1 protein-coding gene is annotated in these 20,098 nt (G+C 76.1%); it reads right to left on the reverse strand.

Annotated elements, in window-relative coordinates:
- Positions 1 to 2 precede the first annotated feature (2 nt).
- The gene (locus ACZ516_RS07895) at positions 3 to 20,087 is read right to left on the reverse strand and encodes a non-ribosomal peptide synthase/polyketide synthase (protein WP_469009094.1); all 20,085 of its coding nucleotides are present in this window, start codon (positions 20,085 to 20,087) and stop codon (positions 3 to 5) included.
- Between the last annotated feature and the right edge of the window lie 11 nt (positions 20,088 to 20,098).

Here is a 20,098-nt window from a genome sequence, read left to right on the forward strand (position 1 = left end):
GGTCACCGGCCTCCCCGGGCGTGCCGGGCGAGGTGGCGCAGGGCCTCGCCGAAGTCCTCGGCCGCCCGGCGCACGGCCGCCGTGTCGTGCAGGCCGGGCCGGTGGTGCCAGGTGAAGGCGAGCCGGCCGTGCTGCACCGCGCCCACCACCTCCACCGGGTGCGAGCCGGGGTCCCTCGGGTCGTGGTCCTGTCCGAAGGAGCCGTGTTCGGCGCGGACCAGGCCGCCGTCCGCCGTCTCGGGGCGCGCGTCCCACTGGCCGAGGTAGTTGAACACCACCTGGCTGTGGGCCTGGGCGCCGAGGCGTTCACGGACCTCGGGCGGCCCGAAGGTGCGCAGGGCGCCGTAGCCGATGCCGTTGCCGGGCACGGCGCGCAGCTGGCGGCGGACCGCCTTGACCAGGGACCGCCAGTCGCGGTCGGGGCCGAGGTCGCCGGGGCCCGGCACCTGGATGGCGACCGGGTAGACGGTGGTGAACCAGCCGACGGTGCGCGAGAGGTCGACGCCGTCGAGCAGGTCCTCCCGGCCGTGGCCCTCCAGGTCCAGGCGGATGCGGTCCTGGCCGGTCCAGCGGGCCAGCGCGAGGGCGAGCGCGGCGAGCAGGACGTCGTTGACGCGGGTGCGGTAGGCGGTGGGCGCCGAGCGCAGCAGCGCCGTGGTGTCGTCCTCGTCGAGTTCCACGCTCACGGTGGCGGCCGGTCCGCCTCCGCTCGCCGTGGCCGGGTCCGCCGGGGCGGGCTCGGCGCCCACCGTCTGCTCCCAGTGCGGCAGTTCGCTGTCCAGGCCGCCCTCGGCGACGTGCGCGGCCAGGCGCCGGGACCACTCGCGGAAGCTGGTGCCGCGCTCGCCGAGCGCGACCGGATCGCCCTGGCGGGCCTGTCGGTAGGCGCTTTCCAGGTCGTCGCGCAGGACGCGCCAGGAGACGGCGTCCACCACCAGGTGGTGGGCGACGAGGAGGAGGTAGGCGGGCCGCTCCGGGTCCCCGGTGAACAGGGCCGCCCGCAGCTGCGGGCCACCGGCCAGGTCGAAGCCCGCGTGGAGTTCGTCGGCGGCCTTGGCCATCGCCGCGTCGGCGTCCTCGGTGGACAGACCGGTCAGGTCGTGGCGTACGAGGATGTCGGCGCCCGCGGCGGGCGGCGGGTTGAACTGCCGCCAGCCGTGCTCGTCCCGGGTGAAGCGCATGCGCAGGGCGTCGTGGTGTTCGAGGAGGGCGTCGAGCGCGGCGCGCAGCGCTCGCGGGTCGGGGGGACCGTCGAGTTCGAGGAGCGCCGACTGGTTGAAGTGGTGGTGGGCCGCGCGGGGTGTGGTCAGGAACCACTCCTGGATCGGGGTGAGCGGCACCTCGCCGGTGACCGGGCCGTCCGCCGAGGGCCGGGGCGCGGCGCGGACCACGGTGGCGAGTTCGGCGACGGTCTGGTGCGTGAACAGGTCCCGGGTCGCGACGTGCAGTCCGTCGCGGCGCATCCGGGAGACGACCTGCATGCTGAGGATGGAGTCGCCGCCGAGCGCGAAGAAGTTGCCGTCGGCGCCGACCTCCTCGATGCCGAGCACGTCGGCCCAGATGCGGGCGATGCGGCGTTCGGTGTCGGTGCGCGGCGCGGTCCGCGGGCCGTCCACGGCCTGGGCGGGCCCGGGTGCGGGCAGCGCCCGCCGGTCGGTCTTGCCGCTCGGGGTGAGCGGCAGCCGCTCCAGCGGCACGAAGACGGAGGGCACCATGTGCGGGGGCAGTGTCCCGCCCAGGTGCAGCCGCAGTTCCCCGACGGGCAGCGCGGTCCCGGCCGCTCCGGTGGCCGAGGGGGCGGCAGCGGACGGTCCGGGGTCGGTGGGGGCGGTCGGCGGGGCCGGTACGACGTAGGCGACGAGCCGGGCCGGCGCGCCGGGCCCGTCCCCGGCGCGGACGACCACGGCCGCGTCCCGCACCAGCGGGCTGCGCCGCAGCGCGCTCTCCACCTCCCCGGGTTCGATCCGGAAGCCGCGCAGTTTGACCTGGTCGTCGGCGCGGCCGGCGAACCGCAGCCGCCCGTCGGCGGTCCAGCGCACCAGGTCCCCGGTTCGGTACATCCGCTCCCCCGGCGTGCCGAACGGGTCGGGCAGGAATCGCTGGGCGGTGAGTCCCGGCCGGCCCAGGTAGCCGCGGGCGAGGCCGGGCCCGGCGAGGTACAGCTCGCCGGTGACGCCGGGCGGTACGGGGCGCAGAGCGGCGTCGAGCACGAACACGCGGGTGGCGCCGGACGGGCGGCCGATGGTCGGCGTGCCGGTGCCCGGGGTCAGCGGGCCGGTCCAGGTGGCGACCACGGTGGCCTCGGTGGGGCCGTAGGAGTTGACCATGCGGCGGCCGGCCGCCCAGGTGTCGACCAGGTCGGCCGGGCAGGCCTCGGCGCCGACGATGAGGGTGCGCAGGTGGGGCAGGTCGGCGGCGGTCTCCGGCGCCAGGGTGGCCAGCGCCGCCGGTGGAATCAGCGTGTGGCTGATCCGCCGGTCGGCGAGCACCTGCGCCAGCCGCTCACCGACCAGGGGGCCTTCCTCGCCCGTGACCAGCGCGGCCCCGCTGAGCAGGGAGACGCACAGTTCCAGTACGGAGGCGTCGAAGCTCGGGGAGGCGAACTGGAGCACCCGGTCGCCGGGTCCCGCCGCGTACTGTTCGGCGGCCGCCGCGGCGAAGGAGGCGAGGCCCCGGTGGGTGACCACGACGCCCTTGGGCGCGCCCGTCGAGCCGGAGGTGTAGATGACGTACGCGGGGTGGGCGGGGGTGAGCGCGGTGGTGCGGTCGGCGTCGGTGAGCGGTGTGTCCGGTCCCTCGGTGGACCACACCTCGGCCGGGTCGTCGATGACCAGGTGGGCGCCCGCGTCCCGGATCATGAACTCCCGCCGCTGCGGCGGGTAGTCGGGGTCCACGGGCAGGAAGGCGCCGCCGGCCTTGGCGACGGCGAGCTGCGCCACCACGGCGGCCGCCGAGCGCGGCAGGGCGAGGGCGACCACGCGCTCGGGTCCGACACCGTCCCGGACGAGCCGGTGGGCCAGCCGGTCGGCGGCCCGGTCCACGTCGGCGTAGGTCATCTCCCGGTCGCCGTCGATCAGTGCCGGGGCGTGCGGGGTGCGTGCCGCCTGCTGCGCGAACAGGGCGGCCAGGGTGGTCTCGGGCACCGGGCGGAAGGTGCCCCGGCCCTGGGCCGGCAGGTTCGCTCGTTCGTCGTCGGAGGCGAGCGGGAGCGCGCCGAGCGGGCGGCGGGGGTCCTCGGCGACGGCGTGCAGCAGGACGCCGAGCTGTCCGGCCATGCGGTCGGCCGTGGCCGCGTCGAACAGGTCGGTGTTGTAGGTGAGCAGGGCGTGCAGGTCGCCCGATGCGGTCTCGGCGAACTCCAGGGTGAGGTCGAACGCGGTCTGCTCCGAGTCCGGTTCGACGTCGGCGACGTCCAGGCCGGGCAGGTCGAGGGCGACGGCCGGGGTGTTCTGGAGGACGACCATGACCTGGAAGAGCGGGCTGCGGCTGGTGTCGCGGACGGGCTGCACCTCGTCCACGACGCGTTCGAACGGTACGTCCTGGTGGGCGAAGGCGTCCTGGACGGTCTGCCGTACGTCGCCGAGGAACGCGGTGAAGGGCCGGTCGGCCTCGGCCCGGGAGCGCAGCACGAGGGTGTTGACGAAGAAGCCGACGAGGGCCTGTGTCTCGGGCCGGTCGCGGCCGGCGTTGACGGTGCCGACGGTGATGTCCTCGGCGCCGGACAGCCGGGCCAGGTAGGTCTGGGCGGCGGCCACGAGTGTGGTGAACAGGGTGGTGCCGTGGTCCCGGGCGAGGCGGGTGAGCCGTCGGGCGGTGGTGGCGGGCACCACCAGGCGGGCGGTCGCGCCGGCGCTGGTGCGCACGGCGGGCCGGGGCCGGTCGGTGGGCAGCTCCAGCGGCGCGGTGTCGGCCAGTTGCTCCTTCCAGTAGGCGAGATGTCCGGCGGTCTCGGTGTCGCCGGCGGTGCGCTGCCAGTGGGCGTAGTCGGCGTACTGCACCGGCAGCGGCGCCAACTCGCTCTCTGCTGCGCCGAGTTCGGCGCGGTAGAAGTGCGCGAGGTCCCCGAGCAGGACGGAGGTGGACCAGCCGTCGGTGACGATGTGGTGCAGGGTGAGGGCGAGGACGTGCTCGTGCTCGGCGAGCCGGAGCAGGCCGGCGCGCAGCAGCGGTCCCTCGCGCAGGTCGAAGGGGTTCAGACGTTCCTCGTTGAGCAGGCGGCGCAGGGCCGCTTCCCGCTCCCCCGCGCCGAGCCGGGTCAGGTCCCGCAGGGGCAGGGGTACGTCGTGGGGCGGGTGGACGCGCTGGATGCCGTGTCCGTCGACGCTGTCGAAGGTGGTGCGCAGCGACTCGTGCCGGGCGACCACGGCGCCGAGGGCGGCGCGCAGTGCCCCGGTGTCCAGGGTGCCGCGCAGGCGCAGGGCGAGTGTGGTGACGTACTCGGCGCCGTCGGGCTCGAATTCGTGCAGGAACCAGAGGCGTTGCTGGGCGTGGGACATCGGGGCGACGGCGTCGCGGGCGACCGGGACGAGCCCCGGGCGGCCGGTGCCGCGCCGCTCGCCGAGCAGGCCTGCCAGGGCGGCCGGTGTCGGGTGCGTGAAGACGGCGCGCGGGGTGACGTCGGCGTCGAAGGCCTCGGCGAGGCGGGAGGCGAGCCGGATGCTGAGGATCGAGTCGCCGCCGAGCTGGAAGAAGTCGTCCTCCACGCCCGGCGGTTCGCTGCCGAGGACCTCGCCGAAGACGTCCGCCGTGCGGCGTTCGGCCTCGGTGCGGGGCTCGACCCGTTCGCGGCCCGGCACGGCGTCCGGGGCGGGCAGGGCGGCCCGGTCGACCTTGCCGTTGCGGCTGAGCGGCAGTGCGGCGAGCGGGACGACGGTGGTGGGCACGAGGTAGTCGGGCAGGCTGCGGGCGGCGAACGCCCGCAGCTCCTCGGCGTCCTCGCCGGCCCCTCCGACGACGTAGGCGACGAGCCGCTTGGCGCCGGGGCGGTCCTCGCGGGCCAGGACGGCCACGTCGACGACGTCCGGGTGGGCGGCGAGCGCGGCCTCCACCTCGCCGGGTTCCACCCGGAAGCCGCGGATCTTGACCTGGTCGTCGGCGCGGCCGAGGAACTCGACGGTGCCGTCCGGGCGCCGCCTGGCCAGGTCGCCGGTGCGGTACATGCGGGCGCCGGGCGGGCCGAGCGGGTCGGCGAGGAAGCGGGCGGCGGTGTCGCCGGGGCGGCCGAGGTAGCCCCGGGCGACACCCTCGCCCGCCAGGTACAGCTCGCCCGGGCAGCCCGGCGGTACGGGCCGCAGCCGGGTGTCGAGGACGAGTGCCCGCATGTCGTCCAGCGGCCGCCCGACGGGGATCGTGTCGGGCACCGCCGCCGGGTCGCCGAGGGCGTGGGAGGTCGCGAAGGTGGTGGTCTCGGTGGGGCCGTAGCCGTCGACGACGGTCAGGCCGGGGCAGGCGTCGAGGACGCGGCGCACGGCCTGTGCCGGTACGACGTCACCGCCGGTCCACACCTGGGCGAGGCCGCGGAAGCAGTCGGGCGCGTCCTGGGCGAGCAGCCGGAAGAGACCGGCGGTCAGCCACAGCGCGGTCGGTGCGCCGTCGGCGGCGGCGAGCCGGCGCAGCGTGGCCGCGTCGACGGTGTCACCCGGGGCCACGACCACGCAGCCGCCGTTGAGGAGTGGCGCCCACACCTCGAAGGTCGCGGCGTCGAACGCCACCGGTGAGTGCAGCAGCACGCGGTCGCACACCCCGCCGGCGAACCGGCTGTCGGTGGCCAGCGCCGCCACGTCCCGGTGCCGTACCGCGACCGCCTTGGGCAGTCCGGTGGAGCCGGAGGTGAACATCACGTACGCCAACTGGTCGGGATCGGCGGCCGGCAAGGGGCCCGTCCCGCCGTCGTGCGGCTCCGTGGGGGCGGGGCGGGCCGCCGTCACTTCCGGGGCGGTCAGCCGGCGGGTGGCGCCCGCCTGGGTGAGCAGGGTGCGGCGGCGTTCCTCGGGGGCGCGGGCGTCGACGGGGACGTAGGCGCCGCCGGCCAGGAGTACCGCGAGCTGGGCGACGACCAGTTCGGCGGAGCGGTCGAGCAGGAGGGCCACCCGGTCCTCGGGGGCCAGTCCGTCGGCCCGCAGGCGGTCGGCCAGTGCGCCTGCCCAGTCCTGGAGTTGACGATAGGTCAGGCGGTGTTCGCCGTCGTGGACCGCGGGCGCGTCCGGGGTGCGTCGGGCCTGTTCGGTGAAGAGGTCGACGGGGCTGCGCGGCACGGTCCGGCGGGCGGTGGTGTTCCAGGCGGCCAGCAGTTGGCGGTCGGCCGGGGCGAGTACGTCCAGGTCGCTCAGGTCGGTGTCGAATCCGTCGGCGAGGGCGGTGAGCAGTCCGGCGAGCCGGTCCGCGGCGCGTTCGGCGGTGGCGGCGTCGAACAGCTCGGGGTCGTAGGACAGGTCGAAGCCGAGCCGTTCGGCCAGGTGGGCGCGGAGGCACCAGGGGAAGGTGGTGGCGTCGTCGGCGCGGACCTCCTCGACGCGGACGCCGGTGCGGGCCGTCGCCGACTCGTCCACGGGGTAGTTCTCGAACACCAGCATGCTGTCGAACAAGGCCTCGCCGGGCGGAACTTCGCTGACGGACTGGATGCGGGGCAGGGCGAGGAAGTCGAAGCGGCGGGCGTCGCTCTGCCGTTCCTGGAGGTCGCGCAGCCAGGGCAGCACCGGTCCGGCGGGTATGCGGACCCGGGTCGGCACGGTGTTGATGAACATGCCGATCATGCCCTCGACGCCGGGCAGTTCGGCCGGGCGGCCGGAGACGGTGGTGCCGAAGACCACGTCGTCGCGTCCGCCGGAGCGGGCGAGGAGCAGCGCCCAGGCGCCCTCCACCACCGTGTTCACGGTGAGTCCGGCGCGGGCGGCGCTCTCCCGCAGGCGCCGCGAGAGGCCGTCGTCCAGTTCGTGGTGGACGGCCGCCGCGGAACGGGCGCGGTGGGCCTCGGCGGGCGTGCGGTCGTAGGGCAGCGGGGTGCGGGCGGTGAACCCGGCGAGGGCCTCGGCCCAGTGCCGCTCGGCCGCCGTCTCGTCCTGCTCCCGCAGCCAGTGCAGGAAGTCCGCGAAGGGCCGCCGCAGCGGGGGTGCCTGGTCCGGGCCGCCGGTGAGCGCGGCGTAGCGCTCGCAGACCTCGGTCAGCAGCTGGCCGGTGCTCCAGCCGTCGAGGACGATGTGGTGGGTGGACCACACCAGGAGCACCTCGTCGCCGGGCAGGGCGGCCAGGGCGAGCCGGGTGAGCGGTGCCGTGCCGAGGTCCATGCCGGCGGCGCGGTCCTCGGCGAGCAGCCGCTCCGTGGCCGCGGTGCGCTCGGCGGGGGTGAGCGCGCGCCAGTCGAGGTGGCGGACGGGCAGTTCCGCGTGGCGGTGGACCACCTGGACGGGGTGCGGCAGGCCGTGCCAGTGGACGCTGGTGCGCAGTGCCGGGGTGCGGTCGGCGACCTGCTGCCAGGCGGTGGCGAAGGCGTCCGGATCGGCCACGCCGGACAGTCGTACGGCCGTGCGGTCGAAGTAGGCGTGCTCGGTGTCCACGAGGCCGTGGAAGAGCATGCCGGACTGGAGCGGGGTGAGCGGCAGGACGTCCTCGGCGTGCGGGCCGGTGCCCAGGAGCCGGTCGAGCTGCTCCTGGCCGAGGCCGGCGAGGGGGAAGTCGGAGGGGGTGCGGCCGCCCGCCTCGGGGCGGGCGCAGTGCGCCACGATCTCCCGCAGGGCCGCGAGGGTGTCCTGGGCGAGGCGGTGGACGGTGGCCCGGTCGTAGACGGCCGCGGGGTAGGTCCAGCCCAGTTCGAGCCGGCCCCGCTGGACCACGCCGGTGATGTCCAGGAGGTAGGGGCGGGGTTCGTCCGGGTCGGTGTCCTGGCCGGCCGGGGGCAGGGCGCCGCGGAACAGGCCTTCGGCGGTGTCCGTGTCCCATTGGCCGTGGTAGTTGAAGCCGATCTGCGGGCCGGGGGCCGCGGCGAGCGGGCTGTCCGGCACGAGGTGGCGCAGGGCGCCGTGGCTCAGGCCGTGCAGCGGTATCGCGCGCAGCTGTTCCTTGACCGAGCGGAGCGTGTCGTGCCAGCCGGCGTCCGGGGCGACGCGCAGGGCGAGCGGGAACTCGGCGGTGAACCAGCCGACGGTCCGCGACAGGTCCACGTCCGCGAACAGCTCCTCCCGGCCGTGGCCCTCGACGCCCAGCAGGACGGTGTCGCGTGCGCACCAGCGGGCCAGGGTGCGGCCGAGGGCGCTGAGCAGGACGTCGTTGACCTGGGTGCGGTAGGCCCGGGGGACCTCGCGCAGCAGGGCTTCGGTGGTCCGCGTGTCCAGGGTGACGGTGAGGGTGGCGGCCGTGCCGTGGGTGTTGGGGCCGGGACGGCCGGCGGGCAGGGCGGCCGGTGCCGTGCCGGTGCGCGTCCAGTACGGCAGGTCGGCGTCGAGCGCCCCGGAGCGGGTGTGCCGGTCGAGGCGGGTGGCCCAGCGGCCGTACGACGTGCCGGTGGGGGGCAGTTCCACGGGCCGGCCGAGCGCCGCGGCCCGCTGGGCGGCCTCCAGGTCCGCGAGCAGGATGCGCCAGGAGACGCCGTCGATGACCAGGTGGTGGGCGGTGACGACCAGTTGGCCGGGCCGGCCCGGACCCCGGTCGAAGAACAGGACGCGGACGACCCGCCCGTCGGCGGGGCTCAGGGCAGCCTGCGCCTCGTCCGTCAGCCGCTGCACCTCGGCCTCCAGGGCCGGGTCGGTAAGGCCGGCCACCTCGTGCCGGGTGAAGACGCCGTCCGGTACCTCGGCCAGGACGTCCTGGCGCCAGCCGTCGATGGTGTGGCGGAACCGGGTGCGCAGGGCGGCGTGGTGGCGTACGAGGGCGTCGGTGGCGGCCCGGAGTGTCGTCGCGGGGGTGTCCGGCGCGAGTTCGAGGCGCTGGGTCATGGTGAACCGGAGCCGCTGCCCCGGGTCGCGGCCGTCCAGGTACCAGCGCTGGATCGGGGTGAGCGGCGCCTCGGTCGGCTCCTCGGCGACTTCCTGTTCCGGGGCCGACTCCGTTACGCGCAGGGCGAGTTCGGCGACCGTCTGGTGGCGGAAGACGTCCTTGGTGGCGAGGGTGAGTCCGGCCTGCCGGGCGCGGGAGACGATCTGGATGCTCAGGATGGAGTCGCCGCCGAGGGTGAAGAAGTTGTCGCGGGCGCCGACGCGTTCGACGCCGAGCACCTGCGCCCAGATGGCGGCCAGGCGTTCCTCCGTGCCGGCCCGGGGAGCGACGTAGGGCGTGTCGCTGTCGGGCTGCGCGGGCGGGGCGGGCAGGGCGCGGCGGTCGGTCTTGCCGCTGGTGGTGCGCGGGATGCGGGCCAGCGGGACGAACGCGGCGGGCACCATGTGGTCGGGCAGGGTGCGGCGCAGCGCGAGGCGCAGGGCGTCCGGGGCTGGGACGCGGTCGGTGGCGGGTACGACGTAGCCGACGAGCATGAGGCGGCCGGCGTTCTCGCGGGCGGCGACGGCGGCGTCGGCGATGTCCGGGTGGTCCAGGAGGGCGGCCTCCACCTCGCCGGGTTCGATGCGGAACCCGCGGATCTTGACCTGCTCGTCCACCCGGCCGAGGAACTCCAGGAGCCCGTCCCGGTCCCAGCGGGCCCGGTCACCGGTGCGGTACATCCGTTCGCCGGGCGCTCCGAACCGGTCGGCGAGGAAGCGGGCGGCGGTGAGGCCGGGCCGGTGCAGATAGCCGCGGGCCACCTGCGCCCCGGCCAGGTACAGCTCGCCGGGGGTGCCGGGCGGCACCGGGTTCAGGGCGGCGTCGAGGACGTAGGCCCGCAGATTGCCGCCGGGGCGGCCGATGACCGGGCGGTCCGGTCGGTCGGCGCAGCGGCCGTAGACGGCGTCGACGGTGGTCTCGGTGGGCCCGTACATGTTGTACACGGCGATGCCCAGGTCGCGTTCGGCGCGCACGAGGTCGCGCCAGCCGGCCGGGGTGACGGCCTCCCCGCCGACGAGGAGCAGGCGCGGGTGGTGGCGGTCGGCGGCGAGCAGCCCGGCGGCGGTGAGTTCGCGCAGGTAGGACGGGGTGACGTTGACCAGGTCGAGGCGGTGTTCGGCGACCTGGTCGCAGAACGCGCGCGGGTCCAGGCGGACGTCCTCGTCGATGAGGTGGACCTCGTGGCCGAGGGCGAGGAGCAGCGGTCCTTCCCAGGAGGTGTCGAAGGAGAAGGAGGCGCTGAGCGCGGCCCGCAGCCGTCGCCCGTCGGCGGTGTGCGGGGCGAGCAGGCCGGCGCGGTGGTCGTGGCAGAGGTTGACGAGGTTGCGGTGTTCGACGGCGACGCCCTTGGGGCGGCCGGTGGAGCCCGAGGTGTAGATGAGGTAGGCGGTGTTCTGGGGCCGCAGGGGCCGGACGCGGTCGGCGTCGGTCGGGTCGTGGGCGGGCAGCCGGTCCCACGGCACCGTGTCGAGGCCGGTCAGGAGGGTGTGCGGGCGGGCGTCGGCGAGGAGGAAGTCCTGCCGTTCGGCGGGGAGTGCGGGGTCCAGGCAGAGCAGGGTGGCGCCCGCCTTGAGGACGGCGAGCACCGCCACCACCAGGTCGCAGGTGCGGGGCAGTCGGACGGCGACCACGTCCTCCGGTCCCGCGCCCTGGGCGATGAGGTGGTGGGCGAGCCGGTTGGCGCGCTGGTTGAGGGCGGCGAGGTCCAGCGCGGCGTCGCGGGCGACCAGGGCGGTGTGCTCCGGCGTACGGGCGGCCTGTGCCTCGAAGAGGGCGGGGAAGGTGGTGTCCGGCTCGGGCAGGTGGATGCCCTCCCCGTGGCGCAGTACGCGGTGCCGCTCGTCGTCGGTCATCAGCGGCAGCCGGTCCACGCTCTGTCCGGGGTCCGCCGCGACGGCCTCCAGCAGGACGCGCAGTCGGGCGGCGAGGCGTTCGGCGGTGTCGGGGTCGAAAAGTCCGGTGTTGTACTCCAGGTGCCCGGTCAGGCCCTCCTCGCCCTCCACGAAGTCGAAGGCGAGGTCGTAGGTGGCGACGCGCACCGGCGGTGTCACGGGCTCCGCCGTCAGGCCGGGCAGGCGCAGCGGCTCGGCGCCGAGGTTGTGCAGGGCGACCATGACCTGGAACAGCGGGGTGCGGCTGGTGTCCCGTTCGGGCTGGAGGGCGTCCACCACCCGCTCGAAGGGCACCTCCTGGTGGGCGAACGCCTCCAGGGCGGTGTCGCGCACCTCGGCGAGCAGGTCCCGGAAGGGCACACCGGGGCGGACCCGGGCGCGCAGCACCAGGGTGTTGACGAACATGCCGACCAGGTCGTGCAGTTCGGCGCGTTCGCGTCCGGCGGTGACGGTGCCGACGGTGACGTCCTCCTGGCCCGCCCAGCGGGCGAGCAGCGTCTGGCAGGCCGTCACCAGGGTCATGTAGAGGGTGGCGTCGGTCTCCCTGGCCCGTTCGCGCAGCCGCTCGGTGAGCGCGGGGGGCAGGGTGAAGGTCAGCAGGGCGCCGTCGCGGCCGCGGACGGCCGGGCGCGGCCGGTCGGTGGGCAGCTCCAGCGGGCTCACGCCGTCCAGGGCGCGGCGCCAGTAGGCGAGTTCGGCGTCGGCGCGGTCGGCGCGGGAACGCTGCCAGGACGCGTAGTCGGCGTAGCGGACGGGGAGCGCGGGCAGCCGCGGGCGGCGGTCCTCCAGGGCGGCCGCGTACAGCTCGCCCAGGTCCCGGGCGAGCACACCGCTGGACCAGCCGTCGGTGACGATGTGGTGCACGGCCAGGACGAGGACGTGCTCGTCGGGGGCGGACCGGGCCAGGTGGGCGCGGAGCAGGGGGCCCGTGGCCAGGTCGAAGGGGGCGGCGGCGATCCGGTCCACGAGAGCGTCCAGGGCGGCGTCGTCCGGGAGGTCGACCACGGGCAGGTCCACGGGCCGGGGCGGGTGGACGAGCTGGCGGGCCTGGCCGTCGTGCTCGGTGAACGTGGTGCGCAGTGTCTCGTGCCGGGCGACCAGGCCGTCCAGGGCGGTGCGCAGGGCGGCCTGGTCCAGCGAGCCGCGCAGCCGCAGCACGGACAGGGTCGTGAACTCCGTGCCGCCCGGCTCGAACCGGTCGAGGAACCACAGGCGCTGCTGGGCGTACGACAGGGGCGCCGGGGTGTCCGGGGCGGTGGCCGGGATGGCGTCGGCGGTGTCCGCGCCGCCCGGCTCGCCCAGGGCGGCGGCGAGGTCGCGGAGCGTGGAGTGGGTGAACAGCATGCGGGGCGAGACGTCCGTGCCGAAGGCGGCGCGCAGCCGGGAGGTGACGCGGACGGCGAGGATGGAGTCGCCGCCGAGGGCGAAGAAGTCGTCGTCGGCGCCGGCCTCCTCGATGTCCAGTACGTCCGTCCAGGCGGCGGCGACGAGCCGTTCGGCCGGGGTGCGCGGCGAGGTCCGCGTGCCCTCGGCGGCGAAGCCGTCGGGGCCGGGCGCGGGCAGGGCACGCCGGTCGAGCTTGCCGTTGGCGGTGAGCGGCAGCGCGGCCATCGGCACGTAGGCGGCGGGCACCATGTGCGCGGGCAGCAGCCCTTCGAGGTGGGCGCGGAGTTCGGCGGCGGCCGGCGCGGTGGCGGGCTCTCCGGTGCCTGTGCCGCTGCCCGTACCGGTGCCGCTGCCCGTACCGGTTCCGGTGCCGACGACGTGGGCGACCAGGCGGCGGGTCCCCGCGCTGTCCTCGTACACGCCGACGGCGGCCGCGCCGACGCCGGGGTGGGCGTGCAGGGCGGCCTCGATCTCGCCGGGTTCGATGCGATAGCCGCGGATCTTGACCTGCTGGTCGGCGCGGCCCAGGTACTCCAGGGTGCCGTCGGCCCGCCAGCGGGCCCGGTCACCGGTGCGGTACATGCGGGTGCCCGGCCGGCCGAAGGGGTCGGCGAGGAAGCGGGTCGCACTCAGTCCTGGCCGGTTCAGGTAGCCGCGCGCCAATCCCTCGCCGGCGACGAAGAGTTCGCCCACGGCGCCCGGGGGCACCGGCTGGAGCATGTCGTCGAGGACGTAGAGCCGCAGGTCGGGGATGCCGGTGCCGATGGGGCTCGCGGCGCCGGGGCGGGCGGCCGCGCGGTCGAGGCCGGCGTAGGTGACGTGCACGGTGGTCTCGGTGATGCCGTACATGTTCACCAGGCGGGGCGCGGTGTCCGGGTGGCGGGCGTACCAGTCGGCGAGGCGGCCCACGTCCAGTGCCTCGCCGCCGAAGACGACCGTGCGCAGGGCGAGGCGGTCGCCCACGTCGGGGAGTTCGGCGTCGGCGCGGATCAGCGGGTAGAACGCGGACGGCGTCTGGTTGAGGACGGTGACCCGCTCGTCGGCGAGCAGGCGCAGGAAGTCCTCCGGGGAGCGGGCGGTGTCCTCGGGGACGATCACGAGGCGGCCGCCGTGCAGCAGCGGCCCCCACAGCTCCCACACCGAGAAGTCGAACGCGTAGGAGTGGAAGAGGGTCCACACGTCGTCGGCCCCGAAGCCGAACCAGTGCCGGGTGCGGGTGAAGAGCCGCACCACGTTGGCGTGCGGGACGACGACGCCCTTGGGGCGGCCGGTGGAGCCGGAGGTGTAGATGGCGTAGGCGGGGCTCTCGGGCAGCGCGCGGCCCGCGGGGCCCGCGGCCGGGCGGCGGGCCAGGTCGGCGCGCACCTGCGGGTCGTCGAGCAGCAGCCGGGGTACGTCCGGGCCGGCCGCCGGGGTCTGCCGGGTGGTGACCAGCGTGACCGGCGCGGCGTCGGCGAGCAGGTGCCGCACGCGCTCCGCGGGCAGCCGGGGGTCGATGGGCAGGTAGGCGGCGCCGGTCTTGAGGACGGCGAGGACGGCCACGACGAGATCGGTGGAGCGGGGCAGCGCGAGGGCGACGAACGTCTCGGGCCCGGCGCCGAGTTCGGCGAGGCGGTGGGCGAGACGGCTCGCCCGTGCGTCCAGGCCGGCGTAGTCGAGCCGTTCGTCGCCGCAGGTGAGGGCCTCGGCGTCGGGGGTGCGGGCGGCCTGGGCGGCGAACAGCGCGTCCAGGGTGTCGGCGGGGCGGCCCTCCTCGGTGCCGTTCCAGTCGGTGAGGAGGCGCCGCCGTTCCTCGGCGGTGGTCCAGGCCAGGGAGCGCACGGGCCGCTCCGGGTCGTCGGCCAGCTCCGTGAGCAGCAGGCAGAGCCGGTCGGCGAGGGAGGTCACGGTCGTGGCGTCGAACAGCTGAGGGTCGTGGGCGAGGTCGAAGCCGAACCGCTCGCCCTGGTAGGCGCGCAGCACCAGCGGGAAGTTGGTGGCGTCCCGGGAGGAGACGTCGGCCAGGCGTATCCCGGTCGTGGCCGAACGCGCCTCGTCGAAGGGGTAGTTCTCGAAGGCCACCATGCTGTCGAAGAGGGGGCTGCCGGCCGGTACGTCGCTCAGCGAGGTCAGCTCGGCGAGGGAGACCGCCGCGAACCGCCGCGCCTGCGCCTGCTCCTCCTGGAGGTCCCTGAGCCAGGCGGCGGCGGTGCGGTCGCCGTCGACACGGACGCGGGTGGGCAGGGTGTTGATGAACATGCCCACCATCGACTCGGCGCCGGGCAGGTCGTCGGGCCGTCCGGAGACGGTGGTCCCGAACAGCACGTCCCGTTCGGCGCTGTAGCGGGACAGGAGCAGCGCCCAGGCGCCCTGCACCACGGTGCCGAGGGTGAGTCCGGCCGTCCGGGCGGTGTGGGCGAGGCGGGCGGAGACCTCGTCGGACAGCGCGGCCGTGTGCACGCCGGCGGACCGGGTCTCGTGGCCGGGGCGCCGGGCGCGGTCGACGGGCAGCGGGGTGGGGGTGGCGAACCCGTCGAGGACGGTGCGCCAGTGGGCGTGGGCGGCCTCGGTGTCCCGGTCGGCCAGCCAGCGCACGTAGTCGCCGAACGGCCTGCGGGCCGGCGGCCGGGGCTCGGCGCCGGTGGTGAGCGCCGCGTACTCCTCGGACACGTCGGTGAGCACCTGGGCGAGGCTCCAGCCGTCCAGGATCAGGTGGTGCGAGGTCCACAGGAGGTGCAGCCGGGCGTCGGGGAGCCGGACGAGGGTGAGCCGCATCAGGGGGGCGGTGCCGAGGTCGAGGCCGCGGGCGAGGTCGTCGGCGCGCAGCCGGTCGAGCCGCTCCTCCCGCTGCGCCGCGTCCAGCTCGCGCCAGTCCAGGCGCACGACGGGGACCTCGACGCGGCGGTGCACGACCTGGAGCGGCACCGGGACGCCCTCCCACACCACCGAGGTGCGCAGGGCGGGCGTGCGGTCGGTCACCCGCTGCCAGGCCAGGGCGAGGGCGGCCGGGTCGCTCACGCCTTCGAGCAGCAGCGCGGCCTGGTCGACGTACACGTCGTCGGCGCCGCCGACCAGCCGGTGGAAGAGCATGCCTTCCTGGAGCGGGGTGAGCGGCAGCAGGTCCTCGACGTCGCGGCCGTCGCCGGCGAGCCGGTCCACTCCCGCCTGGTCCAGGCGGGCCAGCGGGAAGTCGGAGGGCGTGCGCCCGCCCGCGCCGGGGCGTGCGCAGTGCTCGGCGATGGCGTTGAGCGCCCGTGCCATGCCCGCGGCAAGCTCCCGCACGGTGTCCTCGCGGTGCACCTGGTCGCTGTAGTGCCAGGTGATCTCCAGCTCGCCGTCGGTCACCAGGGCGGACACGTCCAGGAGGTGGTCCAGCGGCGCGCCGGGGTCCATGTCCCGGCCGGGTACGTCGGCGGTGGGCGCGAAGTCGCCCCCGGCGGCCGCCTCCCACTGCCCGTGGTAGGTGAAGCACACGTCGGGCAGCGGCAGTCGGCCGAGCGCGCGGGCCTCGGGCCGGGGCGAGCCGAGGTGGCCGAGCGCCTGGTAGCCGAGGCCGCGGCGGGGCACGGCCCGCAGCTGCTCCTTGACGGACTTCAGGGTGGCCGCCCAGTCGTCGTCTCCGGCCGGGGCCAGCGTGACCGGGTACTGGGTGGTGAACCAGCCGACCGTGCGGGACAGGTCGGCGCCCTCGTCCAGTTCCTCCTCCCGGCCGTGGCCCTCCAGGGCGACGGTCACCCGGTCGGCGCCCGTCCAGTCGGCGAGGACCCGGCCGAGCGCGCTCAGCAGCACGTCGTTGACCTGGGTGCGGTACGCGCCCGGCACCCGCCGCAGCAGCGCCTCGGTGGTGTCCCGGTCCACACGGGTACGGACGGTGCGCACGGACCCGGCGAGGGGGGTGCCGGGCAGGTCGACGGGGAGCGGGGTGCGGGGCTGAGCCGCTTCCCGCGTCCAGTGGGGCAGGTCGGCGTCGAGGTCGCCGGCGCGGACCCGTTCGGTCAGGGTCCGCGCCCAGTCGGCGAACGGGGTGTGCTCGGGCTCCGGCCGGGGTTCCTCGCCGACGGCCGCCTGCCGGTAGGCGTGTTCGAGGTCGGCGAGCAGGACCCGCCAGGAGACGCTGTCGACCGCCAGGTGGTGGGCGGTGAGGAACAGTTGGGGCCGCTCCCCGCCGGTCAGCAGGGCCGCGCGCAGCAGGGCGCCGGTCGCCGGGTCCAGGGCCGCGCGGGCCGCTGCCGCGGCCTCGGCGGGCGAGGTGGCGGGGTCGTGGCGGGTGAGCAGTCCGCTCGCCGGGCCGGTGCCGGGGTGCTGGCGCCAGGCGCCGTCGGTCTGAGCGAAGCGGGTGCGCAGCGCCGGGTGGCGGGCCACCACGGCGTGCAGGGCCCGGTCCAGGGCCCGCTCGTCGAGGTCGTACGGGAGGTCGAGCAGCATCGACATGGCGAAGTGCCGCAGCGGTCCGTGCGTGGCGAGGAACCACTCCTGTACGGGGGTGAGCGGGGCGGGGCCGTCCTGGTGCGGGCGGCGGGGCGCGGGCACGGCGGCGGTGCGGCGGGCCGCGGCGGCGGCCAGGTCGGCGACCGTCTGGTGGCGGAAGACGTCCTGCGAGGCGATGCGCAGGCCCGCGGCGCGGGCGCGGGAGACGGCCTGGATGCTCAGGATCGAGTCGCCGCCCAGCTCGAAGAAGTTGTCCGTGACCCCCACCCGGGCCGCGCCGAGCACCTCGGCCCAGATGCCGGCCAGGGTCTCCTCGTCGGGGGTGCGCGGGGCGACGAACTCCCGTTCCTCCGCGGTGTTTTCCGGCGCCGGCAGGGCGCGGCGGTCCAGCTTGCCGCTGGTGGTCAGCGGCAGCGCGTCCAGCGAGGTGAAGGAGGACGGCACCAGGGCGTCGGGCAGCACCTCGCGCAGGGCCGTGCGCAGGTCGGCGGGGGCGGGCCGGGGCGCGCCGGGCGCGGGGACGACGTAGGCGGCGAGACGGGTGTGGCCCCGCGGGTCGGGCACGGCGACGACCGCGGCGGCGGCCACGGCGGGCAGCGCGAGCAGGGCGGCCTCGATCTCGCCGGGCTCGATGCGGTGGCCGCGCACCTTGACCTGGTCGTCGGCGCGCCCGAGGTAGTCGAGGCGGCCGTCGGCGGTCCAGCGGGCCAGGTCGCCGGTGCGGTACATCCGCTCCCCCGGCCCGCCGAACGGGTCGGGCAGGAAGCGGGCCGCGGTCAGTCCGGGCCGGCCGGCGTAGCCCCGGGCGAGCTGGCCGCCGGCGAGGTACAGCTCGCCGCCGACGCCGGGCGGCACCGGGCGGAGCCGGTCGTCCAGGACGTAGGCCCGCACTCCGGGCAGGGGGCGGCCCACCAGCGGGCGGTCGCCGCCGTCGATACGGCAGGACAGCGCGTCGACCGTGCACTCGGTGGGGCCGTAGAAGTTGTGGGCGGTCACATCCGGGTGGGCGGCCAGTTCGCGCCAGAGCGCGGGGCCGACCGCCTCGCCGCCGAGCATGAGGACCCGGGGGTGGTGCCGGGGGTCGGTGAGCAGTCCGGCGGGCAGCAGTTGCCGCAGGTAGGACGGGGTGACGTCGAGGAAGTCGACGCGGTGTGCGACGACGTACTCCACCAGCGCGGCCGGGTCCATCCGGGTGGTCTCGTCGACCAGGTGCAGCGGGTGGCCGTCGGCCATCAGGAGCACGCCTTCGAGGGAGGTGTCGAAGGAGAAGGACGCGGTGAGCGCGACCCGCAGCGGGCCGCCGCCCGCCTCGGCGACGAAGCCGACCCGGTGGGCGGCCAGGAGGTGCGCCGCCGCGCGGTGGGTCACGGCGACGCCCTTGGGGAGGCCGGTGGAGCCGGAGGTGTAGATGACGTACGCGGTGTTGTCCGCCGTCAGCGGGGCGCGCCGGTCGGTGTCGGTGGGGTCGGTGTCACGGGTGGTCGCGGGCACGGCGCGCAGGGCCGGTTCGTCGAGGACCAGGGCCGGGCGGGCGTCGTCCAGGAGGAACCGGACGCGCTCCTCGGGCAGGGCCGGGTCCAGGGGGAGGTAGCCGGCGCCGGACTTCCAGACGGCGAGGATCGCCACGATCATGTCGGCGGTGCGCGGCAGTCGCAGGGCCACCAGCCGCTCGGGGCCGGCGCCGCGGGCGATGAGGTGGTGGGCGAGCCGGTTGGCGCGGGCGTTGAGCGTGGCGTAGTCCAGCCGTTCGCCGCCCGCGACGAGCGCGAGGGCGTCGGGGTCCTGGGCCGCCCGGCGCTCGAACAGCTCGGGGTGGATGGTGTCCGTGGCGGGGAGCGGGGCGGGGTTCCAGTCGTGGACGAGGCGCCGGGTCTCCTCCTCGGAGAGCAGGGGCAGGCTGCCGAGCGCCCGGTCCGGAGCGGCGCAGGCGCCTTCGAGCAGGCGGATGAGCTGCCCGGTCATCCGCTCGGCCGTGGCCGCGTCGAACAGGTCGGTGCGGTATTCCAGGAGGCCGGTCAGGCCGTCCTCGCCGGGCACGAACTCGATGCTCAGGTCGAAGGTGGCCGCGTGCCGGGGCACGGTGACCGGGGTGGTGGCCAGGCCGTTCGGGGCGGTCGCGGCGGGCGGGGCGGGGTGCAGCAGGACCAGCACGTCGAACAGCGGGTTGCGGCCGGCCTCGCGGGGCGCGCCCACCGCCTCCACGATCCGCTCGAACGGGGTGTCGCCGTGGGCGAAGGCGTCGCCCACCGTCTCGGCCGCCCGGGCGAGGAGGTCGCGGAAGGACCCGGCCGCGTCCACCGGGGTGCGCAGCACGACGGTGTTCACGAAGAAGCCGACGCTTCGTTCCAGATCGGTGCGGGAGCGGCCGGGCGTCAGGGAGCCGACGGTGATGTCGTCCTGCCCGGACCAGCGGGCGAGGAGCGCCTGGGCGGCGGCGACCAGGGCGGTGTGCAGGGTGGTGTGCTGCTCTCTCGCGAGGTCGCGCAGGCGCGCGGTCAGCCGGGCCGGGACGGCGAAGGCGCTGACGGCGCCCTCGCCCGCCTCCTCGCCGCGCCGCGGCCGGTCCAGGGGCAGGTCGGGTGCCACCGCACCGGCCAACCGCTGCTTCCAGTGGGTGAGTTCGCCTTCGAGGCGGGTGCCCGAGAGCCGCTCGCGCTGCCACACCGCGAAGTCCGGGTACTGCGTGGCCACCGGCGGCAGGGCGGGCGCGGAACCCCGCGCGAGGGCGTCGTAGGCGGTGCACAGCTCGTCCAGGACGATGCCCATCGACCAGCCGTCCGTGACGATGTGATGGGCTGTCAGCACCAGGACGTGGGAGGTCGCGGACTCGCGCAGCAGCAGGGCGCGCAGCAGGGGGCCGTTGCGCAGGTCGAAGGGCCGGGAGTACTCCGCCAGGAGGTCCTTGTCCAGGTCGCCGGCGTCCCGGACCGGCAAGGGCACCGGCCCCGCCGGGTGGACGCGCTGCACGGGGCGGCCGTCGGTCTCCTCGAAGGTCGTGCGCAGCGCCTCGTGCCGGGTCACGACGGCGGTCAGGGCCGCGGCGAGCGCCCGCTGGTCCGGCGCGCCGGTGAGGCGCAGCGCGACCGCGCTGTTGTAGCGGGCGTCGCCGGGCCGCAGCTGGTCCAGGAACCACAGCCGCTGCTGGGCGAAGGACAGCGGCAGCGGGTGGTCCCGGTCGGCCCGCGGGATGCCCTGTCGGGCGGCCGGGGCGGAGCCGCCGCCGGCCGCCCGGCCGGCGAGCCGCCGCCGCAGCGCCTCCCGCATCTCCTCGGGCAGGGCCTCGGCCCGGTCCCGCCGGGAGGGGCGGGAGGGACGGGAAGGACGCGACGACGCAGCGGAGTCGGCGGGGTCCGACGAGGGGTTGCCCGACGAAGGGTTACCCGAAGCGGAGTTGCCCGAAGCGGAGTTGCTGGAAGAAGGGGTCGAAGACGTCATGGTCGTCGGGT

This window comes from Streptomyces sp. NPDC034037 (assembly GCF_055575715.1).

Coding starts and splice junctions, on each gene's coding strand:
- ACZ516_RS07895 (WP_469009094.1), bottom strand. CDS start 20,087: ATGACGTCTTCGACCCCTTCTTCCAGCAACTCCGCTTCGGGCAACTCC.